Origin of the sequence: Aliihoeflea sp. 40Bstr573, from assembly GCF_024105655.1 — a bacterium.
GTDB lineage: Bacteria > Pseudomonadota > Alphaproteobacteria > Rhizobiales > Rhizobiaceae > Aliihoeflea.
Map to the genome: position 1 here is coordinate 179,504 of NZ_JAAAMH010000001.1, position 26,076 is coordinate 205,579.

Consider the following 26,076-nt stretch of genomic DNA (forward strand, 5'->3'; position numbering starts at 1 on the left):
GTTCTTCCCTTTCGCAGACCACGGCAGGCCCGGCCACGGCGGGGGGGCAGGGGCGCGATGCGCCCGCTCGGCCTGCGCGACCTGGCGTTGACGGCCGGCATGTTCCTGGTTCTTGGCGCGCTTGCCTGGAACTTCGAGCAGCGCGCGGCGCACGAGATCGTGTCGACGGTTCGAGTGATCGACGGCGACACGCTCGACACCCGCGACGGCCGGATTCGGCTTGTCGGGATCGACGCGCCGGAGATGGGCCAGACCTGCGACGACGGCATGGCGATCTATGACTGCGGCCGCGAGGCGCGCGAGCGACTGCGGCAGCTGATCGGCGGTCGCGAGATAAACTGCGCGACTCGGCGCAAGGACCGCTATGGCCGGTTCCTTGCGACCTGTCATGCCGGTGACCTGAACCTTGCCGCGCGGATGGTCGAAACCGGCTGGGCAGTCGCCTCCGGTGACTACGACCTCGCCGAATTGCGCGCGCGCAGGGCCGGGCGCGGCATCTGGGCCGGCACGTTCGAGCGTCCGGACGAGTGGCGCGCGACGCGTGGCATGGCGACCGAGGATGGCGGGCTTTTCGATCCTGTCCTCGACCGGCTTCGGCTTTGGATCGGCCGCTGACGAAAAGCGTCTGGCGGGACAGGCGATTTCCGTTCTAGACAGGAGCTGAACGAGGGAGAGAGACGGACATGAAGCTTTACGATGGCGGCCGCGCGCCGAACCCGCGCCGGGTACGCATATTTCTCGCAGAGAAGGGAATCGACGTGCCGATCGAGCCGGTCGACATGGCCGCGATGGGACACAAATCCGAGGCAGTGACGAGCCGCAACCCGTTGCAGCGCCTGCCGGTGCTTGAACTGGACGACGGGACTATCCTAGCCGAATCGGTTGCCATTTGCCGCTATTTCGAGGAGTTGCATCCCGAGCCGCCGTTGTTCGGTATGGGCGCGCTCGGCCGCGCGCAGGTCGAGATGTGGCAGCGTCGCATGGAGCTTCATTTCCTTTCCGCCGTCGCCCAAGCCTTCCGGCATATCCACCCTGCGATGAAGGAATGGGAGGTGCCGCAGATCCCCGAATGGGGCGAGGCCAACAAGCCGAAGGCGATCGAATATCTCCACATGCTCGACCGTCATCTGGCTGACAGCCGCTTCATCGCAGGCGACGACTACACGATCGCGGACATCACCGGCCTCGTCGGCGTCGAGTTCATGAAGCCGGCCCGGCTCGAAGTGCCCGCCGAGCTTCAGAACGTGAACCGATGGTTCGCTGAGGTCTCCGCGCGGCCGAGCGCCAAGGCCTGATCCTGGGCAATGCGGAAGAATTTGTCCGGCGCATCCGGCTTTGCCGAATATGCCGGGACAAGCCGCTCAAGACGCCGCTGCCGCACGAGCCGCGGCCGGTCGTCGTGGCGTCCTCCACAGCGCGCGTACTGATAGCGGGGCAGGCGCCCGGCACGCGCGTTCACGCCACCGGACTGCCGTTCAACGATCGCTCGGGCGATCGCCTGCGCGACTGGATGGGCGTCACGCGCGAGGAATTCTACGATCCGGCGCTGTTCGCGATCGTCCCGATGGGATTCTGCTTTCCGGGGCAGGACGACAAGGGCGGCGACTTGCCACCCCGTCGCGAATGCGCCCCGGCGTGGCGGGCACCGCTTCTGGCAACCACGCCGCAGATCGAGCTCGTCCTGGCAATCGGGCTCCACGCCCAGCGCTGGCATCTTGGCCGCGAATTTGGGACCTCGCTGACATCGAACGTCGAGAGCTGGCGGGCGATATTCCTGCGCAACACGCACCCGCGTATCCTGCCGCTGCCGCACCCCTCCTGGCGCAACACCGGATGGCTGAAACGCCACCCGTTCTTCGAAAGCGAATTGCTTCCGGTCCTGCGCCGCGAAATTCGTTTGTCGACAGCGCCCTCGGATTAGGACAATTTTGCTTCGATAGAAGCTAACGACCGGACTGCATGCTTGGCTACCGCGCGAAACTTCGTCATTTTAGCATGAGATTTCTCATCGGAGCCTCATATGGACCGCCTCGACCGCAAGATTCTGCGTCTCCTGCAGGAAGATTCCACGCTCGCCGTTGCCGACGTCGCCAAGAAGGTGGGGCTGTCGACGACGCCGTGCTGGCGTCGCATCCAGAAGCTCGAGGAAGAGGGTGTGATCCGCAAGCGCGTGGCGCTGCTCGATCCGGTGCGCATCAATGCGCGTGTGACGGTCTTCGTCTCGATCCGCACCAATTCGCACAGCCACGAATGGCTGCGCCGCTTCTCGGAAGTCATCCAGGAATTTCCCGAGGTCATCGAGTTCTATCGCATGAGCGGCGACATCGACTACCTCCTGCGCGTCGTCGTACCTGACATCGCCGCCTACGACGCCTTCTACAAGCGCCTGATCGCCAAGATCGAGATCCGCGACGTGTCCTCGTCATTCGCCATGGAGCAGATCAAGTATACGACCGAACTGCCGCTCGACTATATGGTGTTGGACAAGGAAAGCGGGTCTGGCAGCAATGCGGCTTGACTACGTCAGTCGCGAGATCAGCGAGGATGTATCCCAGCGCTTGCCGCCCTTGCCCTGGACGTCCTTGTAGAACTGGTCGATGAGGGCCGTGACGGGCAGTTGCGCCCCGTTGCGGTCGGCTTCCTCGAGACAGATGCCGAGATCCTTGCGCATCCAGTCGACCGCAAAGCCGAAGTCGAACTTGCCATCGCGCATCGTCTTCCAGCGGTTCTCCATCTGCCACGAGCCGGCGGCGCCCTTTGAGATGACGTCGACCACCTTCTCGATGTCGAGGCCCGCACGCTGGCCAAAGGCGATGCCTTCCGACAGGCCCTGGACGAGACCGGCGATGCAGATCTGGTTGATCATCTTGGTGAGCTGTCCCGCCCCGACCGGACCCATCAACCCGACCATGCGCGCATAGGCGTCGATGACGGGCTTCGCCTTGTCGAAAGTCTCTTGGTCGCCCCCGCACATGACGGTGAGGACGCCGTTTTCAGCGCCGGCCTGTCCGCCCGAGACGGGCGCATCGATGAACCCGATGCCCTTTTCGCCGGCAAGCGCCGCCAGTTCACGTGCGACCTCTGCCGAGGCCGTCGTGTTGTCAATGAAGATCGAGCCGGAACCCATTGACGAGAATGCGCCATTGTCGCCGAGCGTCACGGAGCGCAAATCATCGTCATTGCCGACGCATGAGAAGACGAACTCCGCGCCCCTGGCGGCGTCCGCCGGCGTCGCGGCCGACTTGCCGGAGAACTCCGCGGCCCATTTCTCGGCCTTGGCAGCGGTGCGGTTGTAAACGGTGACGTCATGGCCGCCCTTGGTCTTGAGATAGCCCGCCATCGGGTATCCCATAACGCCCAACCCCAAAAATGCGACCTTCGCCATCGTCCTCTCCTCCGTCGTGGATCAAAGTCCCAGCCGGGACGTGATAAAATCTGCCACTGCCGCTATGTCATCGATCGGGAAAACGGGCAAGGTTTCGGCCGGCAATGCGTGGTCGCTGGCGACCGCGACGATGTTGGGATCGTCCGCCGAGAGCGGGCGCGTGTCCTTGGCGTCGCGCCGGCGCGTTTCGATCTTCAAGTGTCCCTCGCGCTTGTAACCCTCGACGATGACGAGGTCGCAGGGTGAAAGACGCGCGAGAACCGCGTCGAGCGAAGGCTCGCTCTCGTCGCGCAGTTCGTGCATCAGCGCCCAGCGATTGCCCGAGACGATCGCGACCTCGCCGGCACCGGCCGCGCGGTGGCGAAACGAATCGGTGCCGACCTGGTCGAGGTCGAAGGCGTGATGCGCGTGCTTGACGGTCGAGACTTTCATGCCCCGCGCGACGAACTCGGCCACGAGACGTTCCGTGAGGGTGGTCTTGCCCGAATTCTTCCAGCCGGTGATGCCGATGACACGCTGTGTCATGATCCGATCAACCTTGAAATTCGCTCGGCCTCGGCAAGGTCGTCGGGCGTATTGACGTTGAAGAAGGGATCAAAGGCTTCAGTTGGGAAATCGACGCCGTCGAAGCCGAATTCATCGAGAAACGTCATGACCTTGCGGGTTTCGGCTCGTACAAGAAAGTTGGACAGCGGTTCCAGTGCCGTGACGGGCCAGAGGGCGAAAACCGGATGAACGCGTCCGATCGACCGGGCGACCTGGATGCGGGCCGGGTCGCCCTTTCTCAATTGGCGCACGAGGGTTTCGGGGAAGAACGGGCTGTCGACGGCGACGCTGGCGAGCGCGGAATGCCCGCGCGACTGCGCCCATTGGAGACCGGCCTGGATGCCGGCAAGCGGCCCTTCGAAGCTTGGCGTCGCGTCAGCGATGACAGGCACGCCGGCCGCCTCTACCTGAAGCAGATTGGAACTCACGGACAGTTCGTCAACCTGCGGCTCAAGGCGTGCGACTGCGCGGGCAAGAAGCGTCCGGTCGCCGAGAATGATCATCGCCTTGTCGCTGCCCATTCGCGTCGAGCGCCCGCCGGCGAGAACGAGGCCGGCGACGCTCATTGTGCCAACTCGCCCTTTCGCGCGGCCACGTGCATAACGTAGAGCGCGGCTACGATCCCCAGGCTGGAAGACGCCAGCATGACCCATAGCAGAGGAGCCGGGCCGGTTTCAGGCCCCAGAAGGCCGCCGGCAAGAACGGAAAGCCCTGCGCCGCCGCCGATCTGCATAGCACCGCCGAGGCCGGACGCTGAGCCGGCAAGATGCGGACGCACCGAAACGATACCGGCCATCGCGTTTGGCAGCGTCATGCCGTTGCCGAGCCCGACGAACATGACGGGCACGAACAGCGATGCGGGCGTGACGTATCCTGCGAAGTAGAGAATCAGCGGCACCGTCATTCCGCCCGCCGCGATCAGATTGCCCATCAGGAGCATTCGATTGATGCCAATGCGGCTCGAAAGGCGCCCCGACAGGAAGTTGCCGAGCATGTATCCGACCGAGACGAAGCCGAAGTAAAACCCGTACTGGGAGGGAGAGAGGCCGAAGATTTCGCTCGCAACATAGGGACCACCGCCGAGAAAGGCGAAAAAGGTACCCGAGGTGCAGGCCGCAGTGAGCGTATAGCCCCAGAAGCGTTCCGACCGGACCAGTTCAGGATAGGCGCGAACCTGCGCGAAGAGCGATGAGGAGGGGCGCAGGTTCGTCTCGCCGAGATCGACCCAAATGATGGCGAAAGCGGTCAGGCCGAAAGCGAGTGTCAGGACAAACGTCGACTGCCAGCCATAGAGCTCGTCGAGGAAGCCGCCGATGATCGGTCCGATCATGGGAACAAGCGTCATGCCCATCGTGACGTAGCCGATCTTGCTCGCCGCCTGGTCCGGCCCGACCGTGTCGCGCACGATCGCGCGCGAGAGAACCATCCCCGCAGCCGAGAACGCCTGCAGAATGCGGCAGGCGAGCAGAACCTCGATCGTCGGCGCGAAGATCGCGGCAAGGGTTCCGGCGAGAAAGACCACAAAGCACAGAAGCAGGACCGGTCGACGGCCGAACCTGTCCGAGGCCGGGCCTATGAAAAACTGCAGAACGGCCGTAGCGATGAGATAGAGGGCGACGGCAAGCTGCACGACCGAATATTCGGCGTCGAAATGCCGTGCCATGGCCGGGAGCGATGGCAAGAAGACGTTCATCGCCAAGGCGCTCGACGCCGTAGCCATGACGAGCGTGAAGATGTGCGGCGGCGTCGCCGCGCGCTGGGCGAGGCGGAGCGTCATTGCAATGAACTGAACGCGTTAATCATGCCGCCTGAATAGGCCTCATCCGTTCCGGCATCAAGCGCATCAGACGCCATCGGGAGCCATGGCGGGTGTTGTGGTATCGATTACCGGCTGCGTCTTGCCGGCATGGCGCTCGCGGTAGAGCGTGTAAAGCCCCGACGCCACGACGATGGCCGCGCCAATCAGCATGGCCGTGTCCGGAACTTCGCCGAAGGCAAACAGGCCGATGAGCAGGGCCCAAATCAGCGCGGTGTAGCGGAACGGTGCGACGAAGGATATTTCGCCGACGCGCATGGCCATGATGATGAACTGATAGCCGACGATCAGCAGCAGTGCGGCTGCAAAGAGGAACGATGTCGACGTGACCGTCAACGGCGTCCAGCCGCCATAGGGGATGACGAGAACCCCGCCTACGATCGTGACGAAAAGCGCGGTCGCGAAGGAGACGGCAAGCGTCGGTATGTGTTCGGGAATGCGTCGAGTGATGAGGTCGCGGACCGCGCAGAAGGCGACGCACAAGAGCGCCAGCAGCGCGTAGGAATTGAAGCCCTCGAAGCCAGGCCGCACGATGATCAGGACGCCAACGAATCCGACGAGAATCGCCGTCCAGCGCCGCCAACCAACCGGCTCGTTCATGAAGAGCGCCGCGCCCATGGTGACGGCAAGCGGCAGCGCCTGCAGGATGGCCGAAACGTTTGCAAGCGGCATTTGCGCAAGCGCGGCAAGGAAGCACAGTGTGCTCCCGACCTCACCGATGGCCCGAATTGCCACGAGCGGGCGCCGAATAAGGCCGAGCGCTCGAAAAACACCGCTGTGCCAGGCGAGCAGTCCGATCAGGACCGTGGCGAAAGTGCCCCGGACGACCATCACCTGCGCGGCGCTCATCTCGCCGATGACCGTCTTCGTCATCGCGTCGTTGATGGTGAAGCCGGCCATCGAAATGGCCATGAACAGGGCAGCGCGGAGATTGGGCGAAAGATTCACGGAAGATGGCTCGTCGGTTGGCTCACCGATGCCATAGGATGCCGCCGTGCCGGGCGCAACGGACCAGCGCGGCGAAACTCTGCTCCACAGAACGCTTTAACCGCCGGTGACGCTCATGTGCCGGGAAACGGATGGCCGACTGGTGCGGCGGTCGATCACGAAATCGTGGCCCTTGGGCTTGCGGCCGATCGCTTCGTCGATCGCGCTCGACAGCAGCTCGTTGCCCTCTGATGCGCGCAGCGCGGCTCTCAGATCAGCGGCGTCATCCTGGCCGAGACACATGTAAAGCGTGCCCGTACATGTCAGCCGGACGCGGTTGCAGCTTTCGCAGAAATTGTGCGTCATCGGCGTGATGAAGCCGAGCCTTCCGCCCGTCTCAGCCACCTCGACATAGCGCGCAGGACCACCGGTCTTGAACGGAATGTCGGTGAGGGTAAATTGGCGCTCGAGCTGGGCGCGAAGAAGCGACAGTGGAAGATACTGGTCGGTCCGATCCTCGTCGATCTCGCCCATCGGCATCGTCTCGATGACCGTCATGTCCATGCCGCGACCATGCGCCCAGCGCAGCATGCCGGGGATTTCATGGTCGTTGAAGCCCTTGAGAGCGACGGCGTTGATCTTGATCTTGAGACCCGCCGCCTGCGCGGCGTCGATGCCGGCCATGACCTTGGAGATGTCGCCCCAGCGAGTGATCTGTTTGAACTTCGCAGGATCGAGCGTGTCGAGCGAGACGTTGATCCGCTTGACGCCGCATTCGGCAAGTTCGGCGGCGAAGCGCTGGAGCTGCGAGCCGTTGGTCGTCAGCGTCAGTTCCTCGAGCGCGCCGCTCTCGATATGGCGCGAAAGGTCGCGGATCAGATGCAGAATGTTCTTGCGCACCAGCGGCTCGCCGCCTGTCAGCCGCAGCTTTTTCACGCCCTTTTCGATGAAGACGGTGCACAGGCGGTCGAGTTCCTCGAGGCTGAGAAGGTCGCGCTTGGGCAGGAAGGTCATGTCCTCAGCCATGCAGTAGGTGCAGCGGAAGTCGCAGCGATCAGTCACGGAAACGCGCAGATAAGAGATTGCGCGTCCGAACGGGTCGATCATGCTGGGGTCACCAAATGTCATGCGGCAATCTTCCATGCTCATCCCGTCAATTTCGTGATCTTTTCGTCCGCGCGCAAGCCCACTGAGCCGAAAGTCTGGCGCTTGACGATGAATTGAGGCATTCGGATGTGAACGGCGGAAAAGGACATCACATGCGGCCACCATCGGAATTGCGCGTTGCCAAGGATCGGCGTTTGCTCACGGTCCTGTTCGACAATCACGCGCCGATCCCGCTCGATGCGGAGTTCCTGCGCGTCGTTTCGCCTTCGGCAGAAGTGCAGGGTCATTCGCCCGAACAGCGCGTGACCGTGCCAGGCAAGCGCAATGTCGCGATTTCGAAGATGGAGCCTGTCGGCAACTACGCCGTCCGCATCATCTTCGACGACGGGCACGATACCGGCATCTTCACCTGGGATTACCTGCACGCGCTTGGCCACGAGAAGGAGACGCGCTGGCAGGCCTATCTCGATGAACTGGAGGCCAAGGGCCTGTCGCGGGACTAGTCTTCCTTCAGGGCGTCGCTGATGCGGCGCATCTGGTCGCCGAGCCGCTCGCACTGGTCGGGCGTCGATTGCGCCATGACGCGGTCGAGCAGGGCCGCATAGATTTCCATGGCCGTCATCAGCCGCTTGTCGCCGTCGTCAGTAAGGTAGAGGCGCATGATGCGGCGGTCGTTGTCGTCCGGATCGCGCCGCAGCAGCCCCTGTTTCTCGAGCTGCGGCAGCAGCATGGTGATGTTCGAACGACCCACCAGAAGCCGGCGCGCAAGATCGTGCTGCGACAGGCCAGGGTGGCGGTAGAGGTTCATCAGAACGTCGAGTTGGCCGATTTTCAGCGGCGCGATCGCCTTGGCCAGTTCGCGCACGACCGCGCGCTCAGCCCGCACGACCGCGATCCAGTTGCGGAACCGGGGATTGTCCCAGGGCAGGCGGGGCGCGTCGATGGATTTCGTTGCGGTCAAGGCTTGCGCTCGGCTGGCGGATCGTAGGGCAGTCCGGCTTCCTTCCAGGCGCCGAACCCGCCTTCGATGTGCTTGACGGGAGAGAGCCCCATGTCCTGTGCGGTCTTGGTGGCGAGCGCCGAGCGCAGCCCGCCCGCGCAAAAGAACACGAACGTCTTGCCGCTGGCGAAGACCGGCTTGTGGTAGGGGCTTTCGGGGTCGATCCAGAATTCCAGCATGCCGCGCGGCGCGTGCAGGGTGTGCGGAATGCGTCCCTCGCGGTCCAGTTCACGCGGATCCCGGATGTCGACCAGAACAACGTCGTCGCGCGCAGCGAGTTCGTGTGCTTCGCTGGGCGATATCGCCTCGACTTCGGCATTGGCTTCTTCAAGCAATGCCTTGTAACCCTTTTTCATCGCAGGCCTCCTAACCTGCCGATGATGGCCGCGCAAAAGCGTCAGCGCAAGACGCTCGCGCGCTCCCGGTCAGCCAAGGTTCAGTTCCTTGAAGAAATCGTTGCCCTTGTCGTCGATGACGATGAAGGCGGGGAAATCCTCGACCTCGATGCGCCAGATCGCCTCCATGCCGAGCTCGGGGTACTCGACGACTTCCACTCGCTTGATGCAGTCCTGTGCCAGCCGCGCGGCGGGGCCGCCGATCGAGCCGAGATAAAAGCCGCCATGGCGCCCACACGCCTCACGCACTTGGCGCGAGCGGTTGCCCTTGGCAAGCATCACCATCGATCCGCCGAAGGACTGGAACTGGTCGACATAGGAGTCCATGCGACCCGCAGTCGTCGGGCCGAACGAGCCCGACGCATAGCCGACCGGCGTCTTGGCCGGGCCGGCATAGTAGATCGGGTGGTTCTTGAAATAGTCGGGCATCGGCTCGCCGGCTTCGAGGCGCTCGCGGATCTTGGCGTGCGCAAGGTCGCGCGCGACGATGATGGGGCCGGTCAATGACACGCGGGTCTTGACGGGCTGGGCCGAGAGGATTTTCAGGATCTCGCTCATCGGCTGGTTGAGATCGACCTTCACCACATGCGAGGTCAGCTTTTCTTCGTCGATGTCGGGCATGTAGCGGGCCGGGTTTGTCTCCAGCTCCTCGAGAAAGATGCCGTCCTTCGTGATCTTTCCCTTGGCCTGGCGGTCCGCCGAGCAGGAGACGCCAAGCCCGATCGGCAGCGAGGCGCCGTGGCGGGGCAAGCGGATGACCCGAACGTCGTGGCAGAAGTATTTGCCGCCGAACTGTGCGCCGACGCCCATGGATTGCGTCATCTTGTGAACTTCGGCTTCCATCTCGAGATCGCGGAAGGCGTGGCCGGTCTCGCTGCCCGATGTCGGCAGTCCGTCGAGATAGCGCGTGGAGGCGAGCTTCACGGTCTTGAGATTCATTTCCGCCGAAGTGCCGCCTATGACGATCGCGAGATGATAGGGCGGGCAGGCGGCGGTGCCGAGCGTCAGGATCTTTTCCTTCAGGAAGTCGAGCAGCCGGTCGCACGTCATCAGTGAGGGCGTCCCCTGGTAGAGGAACGTCTTGTTGGCCGATCCGCCTCCCTTGGCGACGAACAGGAACTTGTAGGCGTCCGCGCCTTCCTCGTAGATGTCGATCTGTGCAGGAAGATTGTTCTTGGTGTTCTTTTCCTCGAACATCGACAGCGGTGCCAGCTGCGAATAGCGCAGGTTCTTCTTCTCATAGGCGTCGAGCACGCCCTGGCCGAGCGCATCGGCATCGCCGCCTTCAGTCCAGACGCGGCGGCCCTTCTTGCCCATAATGATCGCCGTACCTGTGTCCTGGCACATCGGCAGGACACCGCCAGCGGCGATATTTGCATTTTTCAGGAGGTCATAGGCGACGAAGCGGTCGTTGTCGGTCGCTTCCGGGTCTTCGAGAATCGCGGCAAGCTGCTTCAGATGGCCGGGTCGCAGCAGATGGTTGATGTCCGCGAAGGCAGTTTCCGACAAGAGGCGCAGACCTTCGACGTCGACCGTCAGGATTTCCTGGCCGCGGAAGGTATCGACACTCACATGCTCCGAGGTCAGCTTGCGATAGGGCGTTTCGTCGGCTGCGAGGGGAAAAAGCTCGGCGCTTGCATAGTCGGCCATCGTCGAAAGGTCTCCGGAAAGAAACAGGTTGGCAGGCTCTTAAAGCTAAACGGGTCCGGATTGAAGCCTGCCTTTGGACCGAATGAAGGGCGTTGTATTCCTGCAATGGTCGCCACAAAACCGGCCATGCAAGACGCGGACTGCCTTGAACACCAGGCCTCGTCATCCGTAGCATCGTGATTGCGGCGGGCGCGAGTTTGCGATTTGGAAACCATATCGGGTCCAGTGTCGGCCCTAATGTTCGCAGGCACGCTTCGCGCCCGGTTGGAACTCTCACTGGATTGGACGATATGATCAAGCGTATGCGCCTTCGGGCTCTGGCCCTGACCTCAACCGCGCTCGCGGCGTCGCTCCTGACCGGTGTCGAAAATGCTTCCGCGCAGGGGTTTTTCGAGCGCCTGTTCAATCAGCCGCCGCGCCGCTATGTCGAGCCGCAATTTCCCCAGCAGCAGCAGCAGCAGGCACCGGTCCAGCGGCAGGCCCAGCGTGCCGCGCCGCCGCAGGCTCCGCGCGTCAGCGGTCCGCAATACTTTACCTACAAGACCGATGCGCTGGCCAAGGTGAACTTCGCCGCCATTACGATCGATCCCGCACTGGTCGGTTCCGGCATCGACCACGGCACGGTAGGCGCGACGACCCAGGTTACGCGCGGACCTTCACAGCCGGTTACCGTTGCCGGCGGCAGCCTGGAAGAGGCGGTGGAGAAAGCGCTTGAGGGCAATGAGATCCGCGGCGAGTCGCGCCGACGCATGGCCGAGCCTGACGATCGGCAAGTGCCGTCAATCACCGGCGCCAGTCCGAAGCTCGAGATCGACGTTCGCAAGCATGCCGTGCCTTCGCCCGAGCCGGCAAAGGCGACGGCGGCGACGATTGCCAGTTCGCTCGACGACCTCGCGACCTACGAATTTTATGCCGAGCAGGCGATCGGCGATGCGGTGGTGGCGCATTACTCCAAGCACCCGCAGGTGATCTGGTCCGACGGCGGGCGCGTCAACTCGGCGGCGCGCGACGTGTTGCGCGAACTGGCGAGCGCCGACGACTACGGCCTCAACCCCGGCGACTACGCCGTGTCCATGCCGCGAGCGAACGATGAAGCGGCGCTGGCGCGATTCGAAATGGCGCTGTCGGCGCGCATGCTGCGCTATGCGCGCGATATCCACGCCGGCCGCGTCGATCCGAACCGCATCTCCGGCTATCATGATTTCGAACTGAAGACGGTCGACTATTCCGGACTATTGGCGAATCTTGCCGATGGCGGCGACGCGCGCGACGCGTTGCGCGCGCTTCATCCGCAAAACGAGTTCTACAAGGCCATGCAGGTTGAACTCGAGGAGCTGCGCGCCAGCGAGGAGAAGAGCATCGTCATCGCGCCCGGTACGTTCATCCGGCCCGGCCAGACGAATTCAGAACTGCCGAAAATCCTCGCCGTCATCGAGAAGGAGGCGGATCAGAGCTTCCTCGCCCAGCATGCGACGGCTATCGAACTCAACCGTGCCAGCGAGGTCTATTCGGATGATCTCGTCGCGGTCATCAAGGCGGCGCAGCAAAAGCGCGGGCTGCAGGTCGACGGCATCATCGGACCGCGCACCGTTACCTCATTTGCGGGCGAGTCGAAGGCGGCGCGAATCGAGAAGGTGAAGCTTGCGATGGAGCAGCTTCGCTGGCTGCCTTCGGACTTTGGCGACCGCTACGTGTTCCTGAACGCGCCATCTGCGACGGCGAGCTATGTCGAGGACGGCCACGAGAGGCTCTCGATGCGTACCGTGGTCGGCACCAAGGCGACGCAGACGTATTTTTTCCAGGACGAGATTTCGTATGTCGAGTTCCACCCCTACTGGGGCGTGCCGCGGTCGATCATCGTCAACAAATATCTGCCGAAGCTCTATTCGGATCCGTCCTATCTCGACCGGTCCGGATTCGAGGTGACAGACCAACAGGGCCGCCAGATTTCGTCCTCGGCTATCGACTGGCCCCGCTACGGGGCGAACATCCCCTTCAACGTCCGACAGCGTCCGGGGCCTGGCAATGCGCTCGGCGAGTTGAAGATCATGTTCCCGAACAAGCATGCGATCTACATGCACGATACGCCCGACCGCCATCTGTTCACCCGCGACAACCGCGCCCTCTCCAACGGCTGCGTGCGTCTCGAAGACCCGCGCGCCATGGCGGCGGCGGTGCTTGGCTGGGATCGGGCGAAGGTCGATTCGCGCCTTGCCGGCCAGCACGGCCGGGACAATCTGGAGGACAAGATCCCGGTCTACGTCGCCTATTTCACCGCATGGCCGGAGGCTGGCGGCAAGATGGGTTACTACCCTGACGTCTACGAGCGGGATCTGAAAACGCGCGAGGCCATGGAGCGCATCGAAGCGGCGAGGGCGCCGTCGATCTGACGGCGCTCGATCGAGCAATCATCCTGGCGTGCTGATCGGGTGTCGTTCCGCGCTACAGAACGAAAAATGAGAAGCGACAATGCCGACAGTTCGGTAAATGGTGGGCGCGACAGGGATTGAACCTGTGACCCTTCGCGTGTGAAGCGAATGCTCTCCCGCTGAGCTACGCGCCCATGAGCGTCCGGCGCTCAAGGTCGTCCGGCGGACCGAACGTGGCCCGCGTATAGGAGCATCCGGCGGCGTCCGTCAAGCGGTCTTGGCGCGCGGCGAGGTTGCCGCTGCGATCAGTCGGTCGGCAAGATCGACTGTCAACTCGTCGAAATGCGAAACTATGTGCGACGGCTCGAATTCGCGCACGTGCTTGTCGGTGTAGCCGAAGTCGACGGCGACGACGGGAATGCCCGCTGCCTTGGCCGTCTTGATGTCGGTTTCAGAGTCGCCGACCATGATTGCGCACTCGGGATCGCCGCCGGCGCGTGCAATCGTCTCGATCAGGTGGCGCGGGTCCGGCTTGCGGAAGGCGAACGTGTCCTGGCCGCAGATTGCGCGAAACCGTTCGGTGAGGCCGAGGCCCTGCATCAGGCGCGTCGAATGCATCTCGAACTTGTTGGTGCAGATCGCGGTCAGGTAGCCCGCGTCGTCGAACCGGTCGAGCGCTGCGATAACGCCTTCATAAGGCTGCGATTCGCCGGGCATGTTCGAGCCATAATGCTCGATAAACGTGTCGAGCAGCTCTTTCAGGCGCTCATTTGAAAGAACCCGCTGCTGCGCCGCGTAGGCGCGCTCGATCATGACCTTGCCGCCCATACCGACGAAGCGCCGAAACTCCGCGGGCCCGGCCACGGTCATGCCATCCAGCGCCAGGCAATGATTGAGACTCGCCATCAGATCGGGCGCGGTGTCGACGAGGGTGCCGTCGAGGTCGAAGACAATGATCGGAGCAGGCATAGGGATCGTCCGTCGGTTTCCGTTGCGGCGGGTCTAACTTGGCCCAGCGGCGCGCGCAAGGCGACCGGGAAGGTTTGCCAGCGCGGGGGAAGATGATAAACGGCGTCTGCCAACGAAGGAGCGGGACATGGATGCGCGAGCGCTGAAGATCGAGGCGGCACGGGTCGCCCTTTCCCACGTGGAAGACGGGATGAAGCTCGGCATCGGAACGGGCTCGACCGCCGAGGAGTTTGTGCGGCTCCTCGCCGTGCGTGTTTCCGACGGGCTCAAGATCGTCGGCGTTCCAACCTCCGAGCGCACGGCCGAGCTTTGCCGCGATCTCGGCGTGCCGCTGGCGACGCTCGACGAGGAACCGGCGCTGGACCTCACCATCGACGGCGCCGACGAGATCGGACCCGCCCTTTCGCTCGTCAAGGGCGGCGGCGGCGCGCTGCTGCGCGAGAAGATCGTCGCCTTTGCGTCGCAGCGCATGATCGTGATTGCAGATGCCTCGAAGGTCGTCGACACGTTGGGCAAGTTCCCGTTGCCGATCGAGGTGAATGCATTTGGCCTGGGCGCCACGCGCATCGCGATCGAGGAGGCCGCTGGAAGGCTCGGACTGTCGGGAAAGATCAGTCTTCGCGAGAAGAATGGCGAGCGTTTCCTCACCGACGGGGGCCATGTCATTCTCGACGCATCTTTTGGCCGTATTCCCGATCCACTGGCACTTTCGGATGCGCTTCACGCGATCCCGGGCGTCGTGGAACACGGACTTTTCCTGGGCTTGGCGGATCTTGCCGTGGTCGCCGAACCAGATGGCGTGAAGACGATCGACGGCGTATAGGCGTCGTCAGAACGAACAAGCGGCGCGTGCGCGCCGGCAAAGAGGAGACTGGACATGAATTTCAGGTATGCGGGCATTGCGCTTGCCGTCGGTGCAGCCATCGCTCTCGGATCGGCCATGGGCCCTGCCGCCTCGCAGGAGCCTTCTGAAAGCCATCTCGCCGCCGCGCGCGCGGCCGTGGACGCCGTCGGGATGACCGACGAGTTCGACAACATCCTGCCGCAGGCCGCGATGGCCCTGAAGAACGAACTCACGCAGAAGAACCCCGACCAGGTGAGCCTGATTTCCGAGACCGTCGACGAAAAGGCGATCGCGCTCGCTGCCCGCCGCGGCGATCTTGAGCGCGAGGCAGCCGCTGCCTATGCGCAGTTCTTCTCCGAGGAGGAGCTGAAGGAAATCTCGGCATTTTACGCCTCGCCAACTGGCCAGAAATTCATCGAGACACATCCGGAAGTGACCAACCAGGTTTTCCAGGCGGCCAATATCTGGCAGTCGGGCATTGCCCGCGATCTCGCGCGCGACGTTGCCGCCGAATTGGAAGGCCAGGTCGCCGAGCCTGCCGATGACGCCGCTCCGGCGCCCGCGCAGTCGAACTGAGCGGAATGTCATGACGAGGAGCCCGGCCCAGCGCCGGGCTTTTCTTTTGGGTGTCGCAGCCTTAAGTCTTGCGCCGCAATAGCAAGAAAGGCCGCCGCATGACCCAGTACGACTATGACCTCTTCGTGATCGGCGGCGGCTCCGGGGGCGTGCGGGCGGGCCGTGTCGCGGCCTCGCTGGGAAAGCGCGTCGCTGTTGCCGAGGAATACCGTTTCGGCGGCACCTGCGTCATTCGCGGCTGCGTGCCGAAAAAGCTCTTCGTGTACGCTTCGCAGTTTCCCGAGCATTTCGAGGTTGCCGCCGGCTATGGCTGGACGGTCGGCGAGCGGTCGTTCGACTGGAAGACGCTGATCGCCAACAAGGACAGGGAGATCGCGCGGCTGGAAGGCCTTTACCGCAAAGGTCTCGAGAATGCCGGCGCGACGATCATCGAAAGCCGCGCGGTGCTGGAGGATTCGCACACGATCCGTCTTGAGAAAGACGGGCGCACGGTGACCGCCCAAACGATCCTGATCGCAACCGGAGGCCATCCGAGCCTGCACCCTGCGCTGCCTGGCCATGAGCACTGCATTACCTCGGACGAGGCGTTTCACCTCACCGAACTGCCGAAGTCGATCGCCATCGTGGGCGGCGGTTATATCGGCGTCGAATTTGCCAATATTTTCCACGGGCTCGGCGTCGAGACGACGCTGATCTATCGTGGAAAGGAGATATTAGGCCGCTTTGACAAGGATTTGCGTACCGCACTTCATGTCGAGATGGAAGCCAAGGGCATTACGATTTTGTGCAAGGAGATCTTCACGAAAATCGACAGGCGCGCAGATGGCAGGCTGGAAGCCCACACCAATGCCGACCGTACGCTCATCGTCGACCAAGTCATGCTTGCAATCGGTCGCCAGCCCAACACGGCCGGACTCGGGCTCGACAAGGCAGGTGTGAAGACCGGGCCGAAGGGCGAGATTTTCGTCGACGAGTACTCGCGTACGAATATTGAGAACGTCTACGCCGTCGGCGACGTCACCGACCGCGTGCAACTGACTCCAGTGGCAATCCACGAGGCGATGTGTTTCGTAGACACGGTCTATCGCGGCAAGCCGACAACGCCGGACCACGATGCGGTGGCGACCGCCGTCTTCTCGCAGCCCGAACTCGGGACGGTCGGTCTTTCGGAAGAGGATGCGGCAGAACAGTACGACGAGCTCGAAATCTACAAGGCGACCTTCCGGCCGATGCGCCACACGCTGTCCGGCCGTCTGGAAAAGATGGTGATGAAGCTCGTTGTGGATGCCGCGAGCCGCCGCGTCGTCGGCGCCCATGTACTGGGCGTTGACGCGGGGGAGATGGCCCAGCTCCTTGGCATCGCGGTAAAGGCGAAGCTGACAAAGGAAGACTTCGACGCGACGATGGCCGTCCACCCCACTGCGGCGGAGGAACTCGTCACCATGTACCAGCCCAGCTATCGCGTGAAGAACGGCCAGCAGGTGGCGTAAGTGTCGGGAAGTCCTGTGGATCGGCACGCCGCGCCGGTGGAAGGGCTGGTCGCCTATTTCGGATACGGCTCGCTGGTCTGCCGGCTGACGCACCGCACCGAAATCGTCGCCGCCTATCCGGCGCGACTGAAGGGCTGGCGTCGCCATTGGCGCCCGCGTCCCGACATGCCGGGCTTTCCGGCCGCGCTCCTGACCGTGCGGCCGCAGGACAAAGCCGGCTGCGACGGTCTCCTTGTCATCGACCGTGCCGAAAACCTTGCCGATGTCGATGCGCGCGAAGCCCGCTACGACCGCGTTGAGATCAACCGGGCATCGATCGATTGCGCAGCGAGATTCGACGGGATTCCGATCTATCTCTACGTCGCCGAGACGCAGGTACCGGCACACCCCGCGCCGCCCATGATTTTGCAGTCCTATCTCGATGCAGTCATGCATGGCTTTCAAGCCGAGCATGGCGATGACGGTCTTATGCGCTTCCTTGACGAGACGGATGGTTGCGAGATCGGACTTCATGCGGATCGCGATCAGCCGCTCTATCCGCGGGCGCTTGCGCATGACGACGCGCGTGCCGCGGCTTTCGATCGCCTGCTCGCGCCCTATCTGGTCGCGCCTTCGGCCAAGCAGGTGTAGAATCACCGGCTTTCGTAGTGTAAGGACGCCGCCACGGGCAGGGCGCATACCCGGCCCCCAGGCGATTTTGAACGGGTGCGATGATGACGAAATGGTCTCCGAATTCCTGGCGTGACAAGCCGATCCAGCAGGTTCCTGCATATCCGGATCTTGCTGCCCTTGCCGAGACCGAAAAGCAGCTTGCCAGCTATCCGCCGCTCGTTTTTGCAGGCGAGGCGCGCAAATTGAAGAAGCAGCTTGCCGCCGTTTCCGCCGGCGAAGCCTTCATGCTTCAGGGCGGTGACTGCGCCGAAAGCTTCGCCGAGCACGGCGCCGACAATATACGCGACTTCTTCCGCGTGTTCCTGCAGATGGCCGTGGTGCTGACCTTCGGCGGCGCGCAGCCGGTGGTGAAGGTCGGTCGCATTGCCGGCCAGTTCGCCAAGCCGCGCTCGTCCGATATCGAGACGAAGGATGGCGTTGCCCTGCCTTCGTACCGCGGCGACATCATCAACGGCATCGAGTTCAGCGAGGAGGCGCGCACGCCGAACCCGGCACGCCAGCGCATGGCCTACCGCCAGTCGGCTGCGACGCTGAACCTCCTGCGCGCCTTCGCACAGGGCGGCTACGCCAGTCTCGAGAACGTTCACAAATGGATGCTCGGCTTCGTATCTGACAGCCCGCAGTCGGAGCGCTACAAGGCGCTGGCGAACAGGATCACCGAGACGGTCGATTTCATGAATGCGGTCGGCATCACGTCCGAATCCCACGCGGCGCTGCGCGAGACCGACTTCTACACCAGCCACGAAGCCCTTCTCCTGGGCTACGAAGAAGCGATGACGCGTGTCGATTCGACCTCGGGTGACTGGTACGCGACGTCCGGCCACATGATCTGGATCGGCGACCGAACGCGCCAGCCGGACCATGCTCATGTCGAATATTGCCGCGGGATCAAGAACCCGCTCGGCCTGAAATGCGGTCCGTCCATGACGCCCGAGGGATTGATCCGGCTGATCGACCTCCTGAACCCGGAGAACGAGGCCGGGCGCCTGACGCTCATTTCGCGTTTCGGGTCAGAAGCGGTTGGCGATCACCTGCCCAAGCTCATCCGCGCCGTCGAGAAGGAAGGTCGCAAGGTTGTCTGGTCGTGCGATCCGATGCACGGCAACACGATCACGGCTGCCGGCTACAAGACGCGGCCGTTCGATCGCATCTTGAAGGAAGTGCAGTCCTTCTTCGACGTTCATGCGGCCGAGGGCACTCATGCCGGCGGCATTCATATCGAGATGACGGGCAAGAACGTCACGGAATGCACCGGCGGTGCGCGTGCCGTGCGCGACGAGGATCTGCAGGATCGCTACCACACCCATTGCGACCCGCGCCTCAATGCCGACCAGGCGCTTGAACTGGCCTTCCTGGTGAGCGAACTTCTCGCCAAGAAGACGCACGGCCAGGCACCGCGCCAAGCCGTCAACGCCTGAGACAAGGCCATGACCGAGCCGGCGATCCGCACGACGTGCTGCATCGCCGGCGGCGGGCCGGCCGGAATGATGCTTGGCCTGCTTCTCGCACGGGCCGGGATCGACGTGGTCGTCATGGAGAAGCATGACGACTTCCTGCGTGACTTTCGCGGCGACACGCTCCACCCCTCGACGCTGCAGGTGATGCACGAACTGGGATATCTCAGTGAGTTGCTCACCCTGCCTCATCAGAAAGTGGAAGATATTTCGGCCGAAATCGGCGACGAACTGGTGACTGTCGCCGATTTCCGGCACTTGCCCGTCAAGTGCCCGGCCGTCGTCTTGATGCCGCAGTGGGATTTCCTCGACTTCCTGCGCCGAAAGGCCGAAGCTTATCCGAACTTTCGCTGTCTTATGGGATGCGATGCGCGCGAAATCGTGCTCCGCGATGGCCGGGTGCGCGGTCTCGAGGCGCTTAAAGGCGGTCAGCCGATTGCCATCGAGGCAGATCTCGTCGTTGCCGCCGACGGGCGCCGGTCGCGGCTGCGCGAAGCGGCAGGGCTCAAGGTCGAACCGCGCGGCGCGCCGATAGACGTCATGTGGTTTCGCGTCGCGCGCCTGCCTACCGATACCAACGCGACGGGCGGTCGCTTCGACGCCGGCCGCATCTTCGTGCGCCTTTATCGCGGCGACTATTGGCAGTGCGGCTATGTCATCGCCAAGGGCAAGGCAGAGACGATCGAGGCGAAGGGCATCGACGCCTTTCGCCGCGAGATCGCGAGCCTCGGCCGTTGGGACCTCGCACGATTGGAAGCCGACCTGCCGGATTTCTCCTCTGTCCGCGTACTTTCGGTCGCCGTGGATCGGCTGCGGCAATGGTGGATGCCGGGTTTGCTGTGCATCGGCGATGCGGCACACGCCATGACGCCGGTGGGCGGCGTCGGCATCAACCTCGCGATCCAGGATGCAGTCGCGGCCGCCAACATTCTCGGCGATCCGCTGAATGAGGGCAGGCTTGGCGACGGCGACCTCGCAGCCGTCCAGCGCCGGCGCAGCCTGCCGACGAGGTTGACGCAGGCAGCGCAGGTCTTCGCGCAGGAGAGGATACTGGCGCCGACGCTGCGTCAGAGGCGCGGCAACAAGACCCGCCTTCCTGTGCCGCTCCGCCTCATCCGCCGGTTTCCGCTGCTGCGGCGCATTCCAGCACGGTTGATTGGCATGGGAGCGCGCCCCGAGCATGTCAGGTCAGGCGGCGGCCCTGCCGGTTGAGCCGACGCTCTCGCCGGCCGCTGATGGCGCGAAGATACTGATCGCTGCCGGGTGGACCTTGAAATGCGCCGGCGTCTGCGTGACGATCTCACCATCCGTGTTGACCGGGCGTGGCCGGTCCGTTTCGATGTCGAACTCGACGCAGCGCGCGGTGCGCACCTCTTTCCAGGCGCCATGACGGCCTGAGCGGAACGAGCGCAGCATCAGCGCAAGCTTCCAGACATTGGTGAGTTCGAGGCTATACAGGTCGAGATGGCCGTCATCGATCGCGGCCGTTTCCTCGACGACGTTGCCGCCGCCATAGTGCCGGCCGTTGCCGACGGCGATCTGGTAGGTCGAAACGCGGATCGTTTCGCCCTTCTCGGTGATCGTTGCCTTGAACGGGCGCACCTTGGTCAGGACGCGGCTCGCCGCGATCGCATAGCCGAGACGGCCCCAGCGCTTCTTGGTCTGCGGGTCGAGGCTCTGGGCAAGTTCGGTGGAAAGGCCGATCGAGGCGACGTTGAAGAACGCATGGCCGTTGACGGTGCCTACATCGACTTTTCGCGTATGGCCGGCGGCAATTACGTCCGCAGCCTCCTCGAGGTCCATCGGAATGTTGAGGGTGCGGGCAAGATCGTTTGCTGTGCCCATCGGCATGATGCCCATCGGCAGGCCCGATTCCATGACCGCCACGGCGGCCGAGGATACGGTACCGTCGCCGCCGCAGACGATAACGAGATCGGCCATTTCGCGCAGGCGAACGATGTCGCGCGCAAGCTCGGGCAGCGCCTCGAAAGGCTCGACCGTGACGTCAAGCCCGCCAGCTTTCAGGCGCGCCAAAATGGGTTCCACGGGTTCGCGCCCGCGGCGCGCCTTTGGATTGACGAGAAAGAGGGCGCGTCTGCCGGTCTGCAAGTTCAATCCTTTCCGGTTCGCGAGTCTTCGCCAGATAGGCACTGTAACTTGCGATTGCGAGCTTTTGCTGGACTTCAGCTGACGTACGGCAATCGGCGATGGCCACAAAATGCGCCGGCTGGCAATCTGCTTACCCATAGATGCAGGTTTACGGATGAAGCGAGCTGAGAGCTGCCTTTCTGGTCCGACGACGCGCTGCCCAACACCTGCACAACTGGAACGGCTCGGTCGACTGAACGCTGCGTCGCCCTTGGCGCGAGGACGCCGGCGTGCCTATTTGCGGGTCGAACGGAGCCTGTGATGGATGATATCGACCCCAAGCTGTATCTCGAAACCCGCCTCGGCCTGCCAGAGGATCTGCGATTCCTCGTCGAGAAGTATCCACGCGATAGCTGGGCCGGGCATCGCAACGTCCACGGGATGGCGTCCATGTGGCTGCAGCGGCACGACATGTTCCGCGAACTGGGAGGCATCCTAACCGGCTCGATCGCCGACTATCGCGAGGGTCGAACGGATGCGCGTGGTTTCGCACAGTTTTTCGGGCCGCGCCTCAACTTCTTCCTTGGTCAGCTCGACGGGCATCACAATATTGAGGATCATCACTACTTCCCGATCTTCGCGCGCGTCGAGACGCGGCTGAAACGCGGCTTCGACATTCTCGATGCCGATCATCATCTCATCCACGATGCGCTGGAGATGAACGCGCAGACCGCCAATGCCTTCCTCCAGGCGCTGACGGGTGACACCGACGCGCAGCACTACGCCGCCGACGCATATGCGGACCAGAATTCGCGGCTCGTCGCCATGCTGGCCCGCCATCTCGACGACGAGGAAGACCTGATCATTCCGCTGATTCTCGACAAGGGCGACCGCGAACTCGGTGGATATTGATCCGCGCTTGCGGTTCGATAGTCTGCGCGGCGGAGGATCATTCATGAAATCGTTCGAGGAAATCCGTGCGCGGGCAGCCGATCGCAAGGGCGGCAACGACGTTCTGCAATCGCTCCTGGGGCCGCGCTCCGACATTAACGCGCTCGCCAGGCTGCCGGATGATCGCGTCCTTTTGACCATGGCAAACCGCATTTTCGCGGCCGGCTTTGTGTGACGGGTGATCGAACAGAAATGGCCGGGCTTCGAGGCCGCCTTCCTCGGCTTCGAGCCGCGCGCGCTCCTCTTCCAGCCGGACGATTTCTGGCACGATCTTTCGCTCGACAAAAGCATCATCCGCAACCCGCAAAAGATCGCTTCGGTGCGCGAGAATGCGGCCTTCGTCGCCCGCATTTCCGAGGAGCATGGAGGCTTCGGCCGGTTTCTTGCCGAATGGCCGGCAGGCGACCAGCTTGGTCTGACGGCATTTCTGGGCAAGAACGGAAGCCGGTTGGGTGGCAATACGGGTCACTATCTCCTGCGCTGGCTTGGCTGGGACACCTACATCGTCTCGGCCGACATGGTCGCGGCGCTGCGCGATGCCGGACTTGGCATCGCCGAAAAGCCGACCTCGAAGAAGGATCAGGCCGCGATCCAGGCGTAGATGAGCGCATGGTCCGACGAGACCGGGCTGCCGCGCGCCCAAATCTTGCGCGTGCTCTCGATGTCGATCGGAACCAATCACACCGCCGAGGAATTGCGCGCCTATGTGGGCGAGTGAACGTCGCTGCTGCGCCATTGCCCGCCGAACGCGCCCGCGCTAGACGAACGCAATGACCAAGACGCCCGACATTCTCCGCATCGCCATCGCGCAGCTCAATCCGACTGTCGGCGACATTGCCGGCAACCTCGCCAAGGCCCGTGACGCTCGCGCGGATGCGGCACGACAGGGTGCGGACCTCATCCTCTTCACCGAACTCTTCATTGCGGGCTATCCGCCGGAAGATCTCGTCTTGAAGCGCGCCTTCGTCGCTGCCTGCGAGAAGGCGGTCGGCGACCTTGCAGCGGATACGGCCGATGGCGGACCGGGCATCGTCATCGGCACGCCGTTGGCTCGCAAGAGCGGGTTGCACAACTCGGTCGTCGTGGCCGACGGGGGCAGGATCGTCGCCGAACGCTATAAGCTCGATCTGCCGAACTATGGCGAGTTCGACGAAAAACGGGTGTTCCAGCCGGGTCCGGACATGCCGGGACCGGTCAATTTCCGCGGCATTCGGCTCGGCATCCCGATCTGCGAGGACATTTGGGGCGACCTCGGCGTCTGCGAGACGCTGGCAGAGGCCGGCGCCGAACTGCTTCTCGTGCCCAATGGCTCGCCCTATTACCGCAGCAAGACGGATATTCGCCAGCAGGTCGTCATCCGCGAAGTAATCGAAAGCGGCCTGCCGCTGATATACGCCAACCAGCTCGGCGGGCAGGATGAACTGATCTTTGACGGTGCGTCATTCGCCATCAATGCCGACAAGTCGCTCGCCTTCCAGATGAGCCCATTCGAGGAGACGCTGGCCGTCACCACCTGGCGGCGCGGCGCGGACGATTCCTGGGCCTGCACAGAAGGCCCTCGCGCGATTCTGCCCGACGTGAAGGAGGCCGATTATCGCGCCTGCATGCTGGGGCTTCGGGACTACGTCAACAAGAATGGCTTCAAGACCGTGGTGCTCGGCTTGTCGGGCGGCATCGATTCCGCGATCTGTGCCGCGCTTGCGGTCGATGCGCTCGGCGAGGAGCGCGTTCGCACGATCATGATGCCGTATCGCTACACCTCCAAGGATTCGCTGAAGGATGCCGAGGACTGCGCCCGTGCGCTTGGCTGCCGCTACGACATCGTGCCCATCGCTGAGCCGGTCGAAGGATTCTCAAACGCGCTCGCTCAGGTCTTCGAGGGTACGGAAGAGGGAATCACCGAAGAAAACTTGCAAAGCCGCGCGCGCGGCGTGATCCTGATGGCAGTGTCGAACAAGTTCGGCGCGATGGTCGTGACCACCGGCAACAAGTCGGAAATGTCGGTCGGCTACGCGACGCTTTATGGCGACATGAATGGCGGCTTCAATCCGATCAAGGATCTTTACAAGATGCAGGTCTATGGCCTGTCGGCGTGGCGTAACACGACGGTCCCGCCCGGCGCGCTCGGTCCGGCAGGTGAGGTGATTCCGCAGAGCATCATCGACAAGGCACCCTCCGCCGAGCTTCGTCCCGACCAGACCGACCAGGATTCGCTGCCGCCCTATCCGGTACTGGACGACATCCTCGAATGCCTCGTCGAAAACGAGATGGGCGTCGACGAGATCGTCGCGCGCGGGCATGACCGCGAACTGGTCCACCGCGTCGAGCACCTGCTCTACATCGCCGAATACAAGCGCCGACAGGCCGCGCCGGGCGTGAAGATCACGAAGAAGAATTTCGGACGCGACCGCCGCTATCCGATCACCAATCGCTTCCGCGACCGGAGCTGAGCCCAAAAATGACCGTCACCGTTCGCTTTGCGCCGTCGCCGACCGGCCACATCCACATCGGCAATGCGCGCACGGCGCTGTTCAATTGGCTGTTCGCCCGCAAGGCCGATGGCCGCTTCATCCTGCGCTTCGATGACACGGACGTCGCGCGCTCCAAGCAGGAATATGCCGACCAGATTCAAAAGGACCTGTTCTGGCTCGGCATCAAGCCCGACGTGACCGTGCATCAATCTGCGCGATTTGCGACTTACGACGCGGCGGTGGAGACGCTGAAGGCGAAGGGCCTGCTTTATCCCTGCTACGAGACGGCGGAGGAGCTGGAGCGCAAGCGCAAGCTGCGCCTGACGCGACGGCTGCCGCCGGTCTACGGCCGCGAGGCGCTCAAGGTCACGGCTGACGAGAAGGCGGCGTTCGAGGCGGAAGGCCGCAAGCCACACTGGCGCTTCCTCCTGCCGAACTTCGAGAGCGACCCGTTTGCGCCTCAACGCACGGAAGTCCACTGGGACGACGTGGTGCGCGGTCCACAGACAGTCGATCTTGCCTCGATGTCCGATCCGGTGCTGGTCCGCGAGGACGGCAGCTATCTCTACACACTGCCTTCCGTCGCTGACGACATCGAGATGGGCATCACCCATGTCATTCGCGGCGACGACCATGTGACGAATACAGGCGCGCAGATTGCGCTCTTCAAGGCGCTTGGCGCTTTGCCGCCGGGCTTCGGACACCACAACCTTCTGACGACCAGCACGGGCGAAGGGCTTTCGAAGCGCACTGGCTCCCTGTCGATCAAGGGCCTGCGCGAGTCCGGCATCGAGCCGCTGGCGGTCGTGTCGCTGGCGGTGCTGATCGGCACTTCGGAGAACGTGGCTGCGGTCCACTCGCTTGACGAACTTGCAGACCGGTTCGACCCGACTGCGACATCGAAATCGGCGGCGAAATTCGATCCGGCCGATCTCGACGGTCTTAATCGTGACGTGCTCCATGCGATGCCCTTCGCGATTGCAAAGGCACGGCTGGCCGAACTCGGCGTCGATGGCGAAAAGGCCGAACCGTTCTGGCTGGCGGTGCGGGGGAATCTCGACCGGTTCGAACAGGCGGCAGACTGGTGGGCAATCTTGTCGCCGAAGGGCCGACCGGCCTATGCGGCATCCGATGAGGATCGCGCGTTCCTAGAGCAGGCCTTCGCCGAACTGCCGGTCGCGCCCTGGGATCAGATGACGTGGAAGATCTGGACCGACCGCGTAAAGCAGGTGACGGGCCGCAAGGGCAGGGCCCTTTTTCTGCCGCTGAGATTGGCGCTTACAGGCCGGGAGTCCGGACCGGAGCTCGCAAATCTATTGCCGCTTCTGGGGCGGGAAGAAAGCTTGGCCCGACGACCCTGACGGGC

General features: G+C 63.3%; 26 protein-coding genes, 1 tRNA gene and 1 pseudogene. 16 read left to right on the forward strand and 12 right to left on the reverse strand.

The window, feature by feature from the left end:
- Positions 1-57 precede the first annotated feature (57 nt).
- From GTK01_RS00860 to GTK01_RS00875, 4 genes are all read left to right on the forward strand, one after another.
- A complete protein-coding gene (locus GTK01_RS00860) occupies positions 58-615 on the forward strand; it encodes a thermonuclease family protein (RefSeq protein ID WP_252923895.1) in 558 nt (185 codons plus the stop codon).
- 68 nt (positions 616-683) lie between these two features.
- The gene (locus tag GTK01_RS00865; RefSeq protein ID WP_252923896.1) at positions 684-1,295 is read left to right on the forward strand and encodes a glutathione S-transferase; all 612 of its coding nucleotides are present in this window, start codon (positions 684-686) and stop codon (positions 1,293-1,295) included.
- On the forward strand, positions 1,295-1,921 hold the full coding sequence (locus GTK01_RS00870; protein WP_252924380.1) for a uracil-DNA glycosylase family protein: 627 nt from the start codon (positions 1,295-1,297) through the stop codon (positions 1,919-1,921). The genes GTK01_RS00865 and GTK01_RS00870 overlap by 1 nt, the downstream gene beginning before the upstream one ends.
- A 99-nt stretch (positions 1,922-2,020) precedes the next feature.
- Positions 2,021-2,518: an Lrp/AsnC family transcriptional regulator gene (locus GTK01_RS00875; protein ID WP_252923898.1), complete on the forward strand. Its 498-nt coding sequence runs from the start codon at positions 2,021-2,023 to the stop codon at positions 2,516-2,518.
- Here GTK01_RS00875 and GTK01_RS00880 read toward each other — a convergent pair whose 3' ends face one another.
- The 6 genes from GTK01_RS00880 to moaA all read right to left on the reverse strand — a co-directional run bounded on the left by GTK01_RS00880 (position 2,519) and on the right by moaA (position 7,802).
- On the reverse strand, positions 2,519-3,385 hold the full coding sequence (locus GTK01_RS00880) for an NAD(P)-dependent oxidoreductase (RefSeq protein ID WP_252923900.1): 867 nt from the start codon (positions 3,383-3,385) through the stop codon (positions 2,519-2,521). It lies immediately after the preceding gene.
- 21 nt (positions 3,386-3,406) lie between these two features.
- Positions 3,407-3,910: a molybdopterin-guanine dinucleotide biosynthesis protein B gene (gene mobB / locus GTK01_RS00885; RefSeq protein WP_252923903.1), complete on the reverse strand. Its 504-nt coding sequence runs from the start codon at positions 3,908-3,910 to the stop codon at positions 3,407-3,409.
- Positions 3,907-4,497 (reverse strand): molybdenum cofactor guanylyltransferase MobA, encoded by a 591-nt coding sequence (mobA, locus tag GTK01_RS00890; protein ID WP_252923905.1) that lies wholly within the window; start codon positions 4,495-4,497, stop codon positions 3,907-3,909. The genes mobB and mobA overlap by 4 nt, the downstream gene beginning before the upstream one ends.
- Positions 4,494-5,708, reverse strand: coding sequence for a multidrug effflux MFS transporter (locus tag GTK01_RS00895; RefSeq protein ID WP_252923907.1), 1,215 nt, complete (start codon positions 5,706-5,708; stop codon positions 4,494-4,496). The genes mobA and GTK01_RS00895 overlap by 4 nt, the downstream gene beginning before the upstream one ends.
- A gap of 66 nt (positions 5,709-5,774) precedes the next feature.
- Positions 5,775-6,695, reverse strand: a complete 921-nt coding sequence (locus GTK01_RS00900) for an EamA family transporter (RefSeq protein WP_252923909.1) — start codon at positions 6,693-6,695, stop codon at positions 5,775-5,777.
- Positions 6,696-6,791: 96 nt separating this feature from the next.
- Positions 6,792-7,802, reverse strand: a complete 1,011-nt coding sequence (gene moaA, locus GTK01_RS00905; RefSeq protein WP_252923910.1) for a GTP 3',8-cyclase MoaA — start codon at positions 7,800-7,802, stop codon at positions 6,792-6,794.
- A gap of 131 nt (positions 7,803-7,933) precedes the next feature.
- Here moaA and GTK01_RS00910 point away from each other — a divergent pair, with 131 nt between their 5' ends.
- The gene (locus GTK01_RS00910; RefSeq protein WP_252923913.1) at positions 7,934-8,284 is read left to right on the forward strand and encodes a gamma-butyrobetaine hydroxylase-like domain-containing protein; all 351 of its coding nucleotides are present in this window, start codon (positions 7,934-7,936) and stop codon (positions 8,282-8,284) included.
- Here the strand turns inward: GTK01_RS00910 and GTK01_RS00915 are convergent.
- The 3 genes from GTK01_RS00915 to GTK01_RS00925 all read right to left on the reverse strand — a co-directional run bounded on the left by GTK01_RS00915 (position 8,281) and on the right by GTK01_RS00925 (position 10,826).
- Positions 8,281-8,742, reverse strand: coding sequence for a MarR family winged helix-turn-helix transcriptional regulator (locus tag GTK01_RS00915; protein WP_252923915.1), 462 nt, complete (start codon positions 8,740-8,742; stop codon positions 8,281-8,283). The two genes, GTK01_RS00910 and GTK01_RS00915, sit on opposite strands and share 4 nt — an antisense overlap.
- Positions 8,739-9,137, reverse strand: coding sequence for a rhodanese-like domain-containing protein (locus tag GTK01_RS00920; protein ID WP_252923917.1), 399 nt, complete (start codon positions 9,135-9,137; stop codon positions 8,739-8,741). The genes GTK01_RS00915 and GTK01_RS00920 overlap by 4 nt, the downstream gene beginning before the upstream one ends.
- A 69-nt stretch (positions 9,138-9,206) precedes the next feature.
- Complete coding sequence (locus tag GTK01_RS00925; protein ID WP_252923919.1) at positions 9,207-10,826, reverse strand: fumarate hydratase; 1,620 nt, start codon at positions 10,824-10,826, stop codon at positions 9,207-9,209.
- Positions 10,827-11,116: 290 nt separating this feature from the next.
- Between GTK01_RS00925 and GTK01_RS00930 the strand changes: the two genes are divergently transcribed.
- Positions 11,117-13,216, forward strand: a complete 2,100-nt coding sequence (locus GTK01_RS00930; protein ID WP_252923921.1) for a murein L,D-transpeptidase — start codon at positions 11,117-11,119, stop codon at positions 13,214-13,216.
- A 98-nt stretch (positions 13,217-13,314) separates the two neighbouring features.
- Here GTK01_RS00930 and GTK01_RS00935 read toward each other — a convergent pair.
- Together GTK01_RS00935 and GTK01_RS00940 are read right to left on the reverse strand one after the other, a co-directional pair.
- Positions 13,315-13,389 (reverse strand) — tRNA-Val (locus GTK01_RS00935).
- Between the two features lie 73 nt (positions 13,390-13,462).
- A complete protein-coding gene (locus GTK01_RS00940; RefSeq protein ID WP_252923922.1) occupies positions 13,463-14,164 on the reverse strand; it encodes an HAD family hydrolase in 702 nt (233 codons plus the stop codon).
- A gap of 127 nt (positions 14,165-14,291) precedes the next feature.
- Here GTK01_RS00940 and rpiA point away from each other — a divergent pair, with 127 nt between their 5' ends.
- From rpiA to GTK01_RS00970, 6 genes are all read left to right on the forward strand, one after another.
- Positions 14,292-14,987, forward strand: a complete 696-nt coding sequence (gene rpiA, locus GTK01_RS00945; RefSeq protein WP_252923924.1) for a ribose-5-phosphate isomerase RpiA — start codon at positions 14,292-14,294, stop codon at positions 14,985-14,987.
- Positions 14,988-15,041: 54 nt separating this feature from the next.
- Positions 15,042-15,584: a DUF2059 domain-containing protein gene (locus GTK01_RS00950; protein ID WP_252923926.1), complete on the forward strand. Its 543-nt coding sequence runs from the start codon at positions 15,042-15,044 to the stop codon at positions 15,582-15,584.
- A gap of 98 nt (positions 15,585-15,682) precedes the next feature.
- On the forward strand, positions 15,683-17,074 hold the full coding sequence (gor, locus tag GTK01_RS00955) for a glutathione-disulfide reductase (protein WP_252923927.1): 1,392 nt from the start codon (positions 15,683-15,685) through the stop codon (positions 17,072-17,074).
- Positions 17,075-17,704 (forward strand): gamma-glutamylcyclotransferase family protein, encoded by a 630-nt coding sequence (locus GTK01_RS00960; protein ID WP_252923928.1) that lies wholly within the window; start codon positions 17,075-17,077, stop codon positions 17,702-17,704.
- A gap of 83 nt (positions 17,705-17,787) precedes the next feature.
- Positions 17,788-19,164 carry a class II 3-deoxy-7-phosphoheptulonate synthase gene (locus GTK01_RS00965; protein ID WP_252923929.1) on the forward strand — a complete coding sequence of 459 codons (1,377 nt, stop codon included), beginning with the start codon at positions 17,788-17,790 and terminating at the stop codon, positions 19,162-19,164.
- 9 nt (positions 19,165-19,173) lie between these two features.
- Positions 19,174-20,412 (forward strand): FAD-dependent oxidoreductase, encoded by a 1,239-nt coding sequence (locus GTK01_RS00970; protein ID WP_252923930.1) that lies wholly within the window; start codon positions 19,174-19,176, stop codon positions 20,410-20,412.
- Here the strand turns inward: GTK01_RS00970 and GTK01_RS00975 are convergent.
- Complete coding sequence (locus GTK01_RS00975) at positions 20,389-21,315, reverse strand: lipid kinase (RefSeq protein ID WP_252923931.1); 927 nt, start codon at positions 21,313-21,315, stop codon at positions 20,389-20,391. The two genes, GTK01_RS00970 and GTK01_RS00975, sit on opposite strands and share 24 nt — an antisense overlap.
- Before the next feature lie 294 nt (positions 21,316-21,609).
- On the opposite strand from GTK01_RS00975, the gene GTK01_RS00980 reads away from it, so the two are divergent.
- From GTK01_RS00980 to gltX, 4 genes and pseudogenes are all read left to right on the forward strand, one after another.
- Complete coding sequence (locus GTK01_RS00980) at positions 21,610-22,200, forward strand: hemerythrin domain-containing protein (protein WP_252923932.1); 591 nt, start codon at positions 21,610-21,612, stop codon at positions 22,198-22,200.
- A gap of 43 nt (positions 22,201-22,243) precedes the next feature.
- Positions 22,244-22,957 (forward strand): annotated as a pseudogene (locus GTK01_RS00985) (DNA-3-methyladenine glycosylase I).
- A gap of 52 nt (positions 22,958-23,009) precedes the next feature.
- Positions 23,010-24,689, forward strand: a complete 1,680-nt coding sequence (locus GTK01_RS00990; protein WP_252923933.1) for an NAD+ synthase — start codon at positions 23,010-23,012, stop codon at positions 24,687-24,689.
- Between the two features lie 8 nt (positions 24,690-24,697).
- Positions 24,698-26,071, forward strand: a complete 1,374-nt coding sequence (gltX, locus tag GTK01_RS00995; protein WP_252923935.1) for a glutamate--tRNA ligase — start codon at positions 24,698-24,700, stop codon at positions 26,069-26,071.
- The last annotated feature ends 5 nt before the right edge of the window (positions 26,072-26,076 follow it).

Bases quoted from the DNA above. Each gene is read 5' to 3' on its own strand.
- GTK01_RS00860 (WP_252923895.1), top strand. From the start codon at position 58: ATGCGCCCGCTCGGCCTGCGCGACCTGGCGTTGACGGCCGGCATGTTC.
- GTK01_RS00865 (WP_252923896.1), top strand. From the start codon at position 684: ATGAAGCTTTACGATGGCGGCCGCGCGCCGAACCCGCGCCGGGTACGC.
- GTK01_RS00875 (WP_252923898.1), top strand. From the start codon at position 2,021: ATGGACCGCCTCGACCGCAAGATTCTGCGTCTCCTGCAGGAAGATTCC.
- GTK01_RS00880 (WP_252923900.1), bottom strand. From the start codon at position 3,385: ATGGCGAAGGTCGCATTTTTGGGGTTGGGCGTTATGGGATACCCGATG.
- mobB (WP_252923903.1), bottom strand. From the start codon at position 3,910: ATGACACAGCGTGTCATCGGCATCACCGGCTGGAAGAATTCGGGCAAG.
- mobA (WP_252923905.1), bottom strand. From the start codon at position 4,497: ATGAGCGTCGCCGGCCTCGTTCTCGCCGGCGGGCGCTCGACGCGAATG.
- GTK01_RS00895 (WP_252923907.1), bottom strand. From the start codon at position 5,708: ATGACGCTCCGCCTCGCCCAGCGCGCGGCGACGCCGCCGCACATCTTC.
- moaA (WP_252923910.1), bottom strand. From the start codon at position 7,802: ATGACATTTGGTGACCCCAGCATGATCGACCCGTTCGGACGCGCAATC.
- GTK01_RS00910 (WP_252923913.1), top strand. From the start codon at position 7,934: ATGCGGCCACCATCGGAATTGCGCGTTGCCAAGGATCGGCGTTTGCTC.
- GTK01_RS00920 (WP_252923917.1), bottom strand. From the start codon at position 9,137: ATGAAAAAGGGTTACAAGGCATTGCTTGAAGAAGCCAATGCCGAAGTC.
- GTK01_RS00925 (WP_252923919.1), bottom strand. From the start codon at position 10,826: ATGGCCGACTATGCAAGCGCCGAGCTTTTTCCCCTCGCAGCCGACGAA.
- GTK01_RS00930 (WP_252923921.1), top strand. From the start codon at position 11,117: ATGATCAAGCGTATGCGCCTTCGGGCTCTGGCCCTGACCTCAACCGCG.
- GTK01_RS00940 (WP_252923922.1), bottom strand. From the start codon at position 14,164: ATGCCTGCTCCGATCATTGTCTTCGACCTCGACGGCACCCTCGTCGAC.
- rpiA (WP_252923924.1), top strand. From the start codon at position 14,292: ATGGATGCGCGAGCGCTGAAGATCGAGGCGGCACGGGTCGCCCTTTCC.
- GTK01_RS00950 (WP_252923926.1), top strand. From the start codon at position 15,042: ATGAATTTCAGGTATGCGGGCATTGCGCTTGCCGTCGGTGCAGCCATC.
- gor (WP_252923927.1), top strand. From the start codon at position 15,683: ATGACCCAGTACGACTATGACCTCTTCGTGATCGGCGGCGGCTCCGGG.
- GTK01_RS00965 (WP_252923929.1), top strand. From the start codon at position 17,788: ATGACGAAATGGTCTCCGAATTCCTGGCGTGACAAGCCGATCCAGCAG.
- GTK01_RS00970 (WP_252923930.1), top strand. From the start codon at position 19,174: ATGACCGAGCCGGCGATCCGCACGACGTGCTGCATCGCCGGCGGCGGG.
- GTK01_RS00980 (WP_252923932.1), top strand. From the start codon at position 21,610: ATGGATGATATCGACCCCAAGCTGTATCTCGAAACCCGCCTCGGCCTG.
- GTK01_RS00990 (WP_252923933.1), top strand. From the start codon at position 23,010: ATGACCAAGACGCCCGACATTCTCCGCATCGCCATCGCGCAGCTCAAT.
- gltX (WP_252923935.1), top strand. From the start codon at position 24,698: ATGACCGTCACCGTTCGCTTTGCGCCGTCGCCGACCGGCCACATCCAC.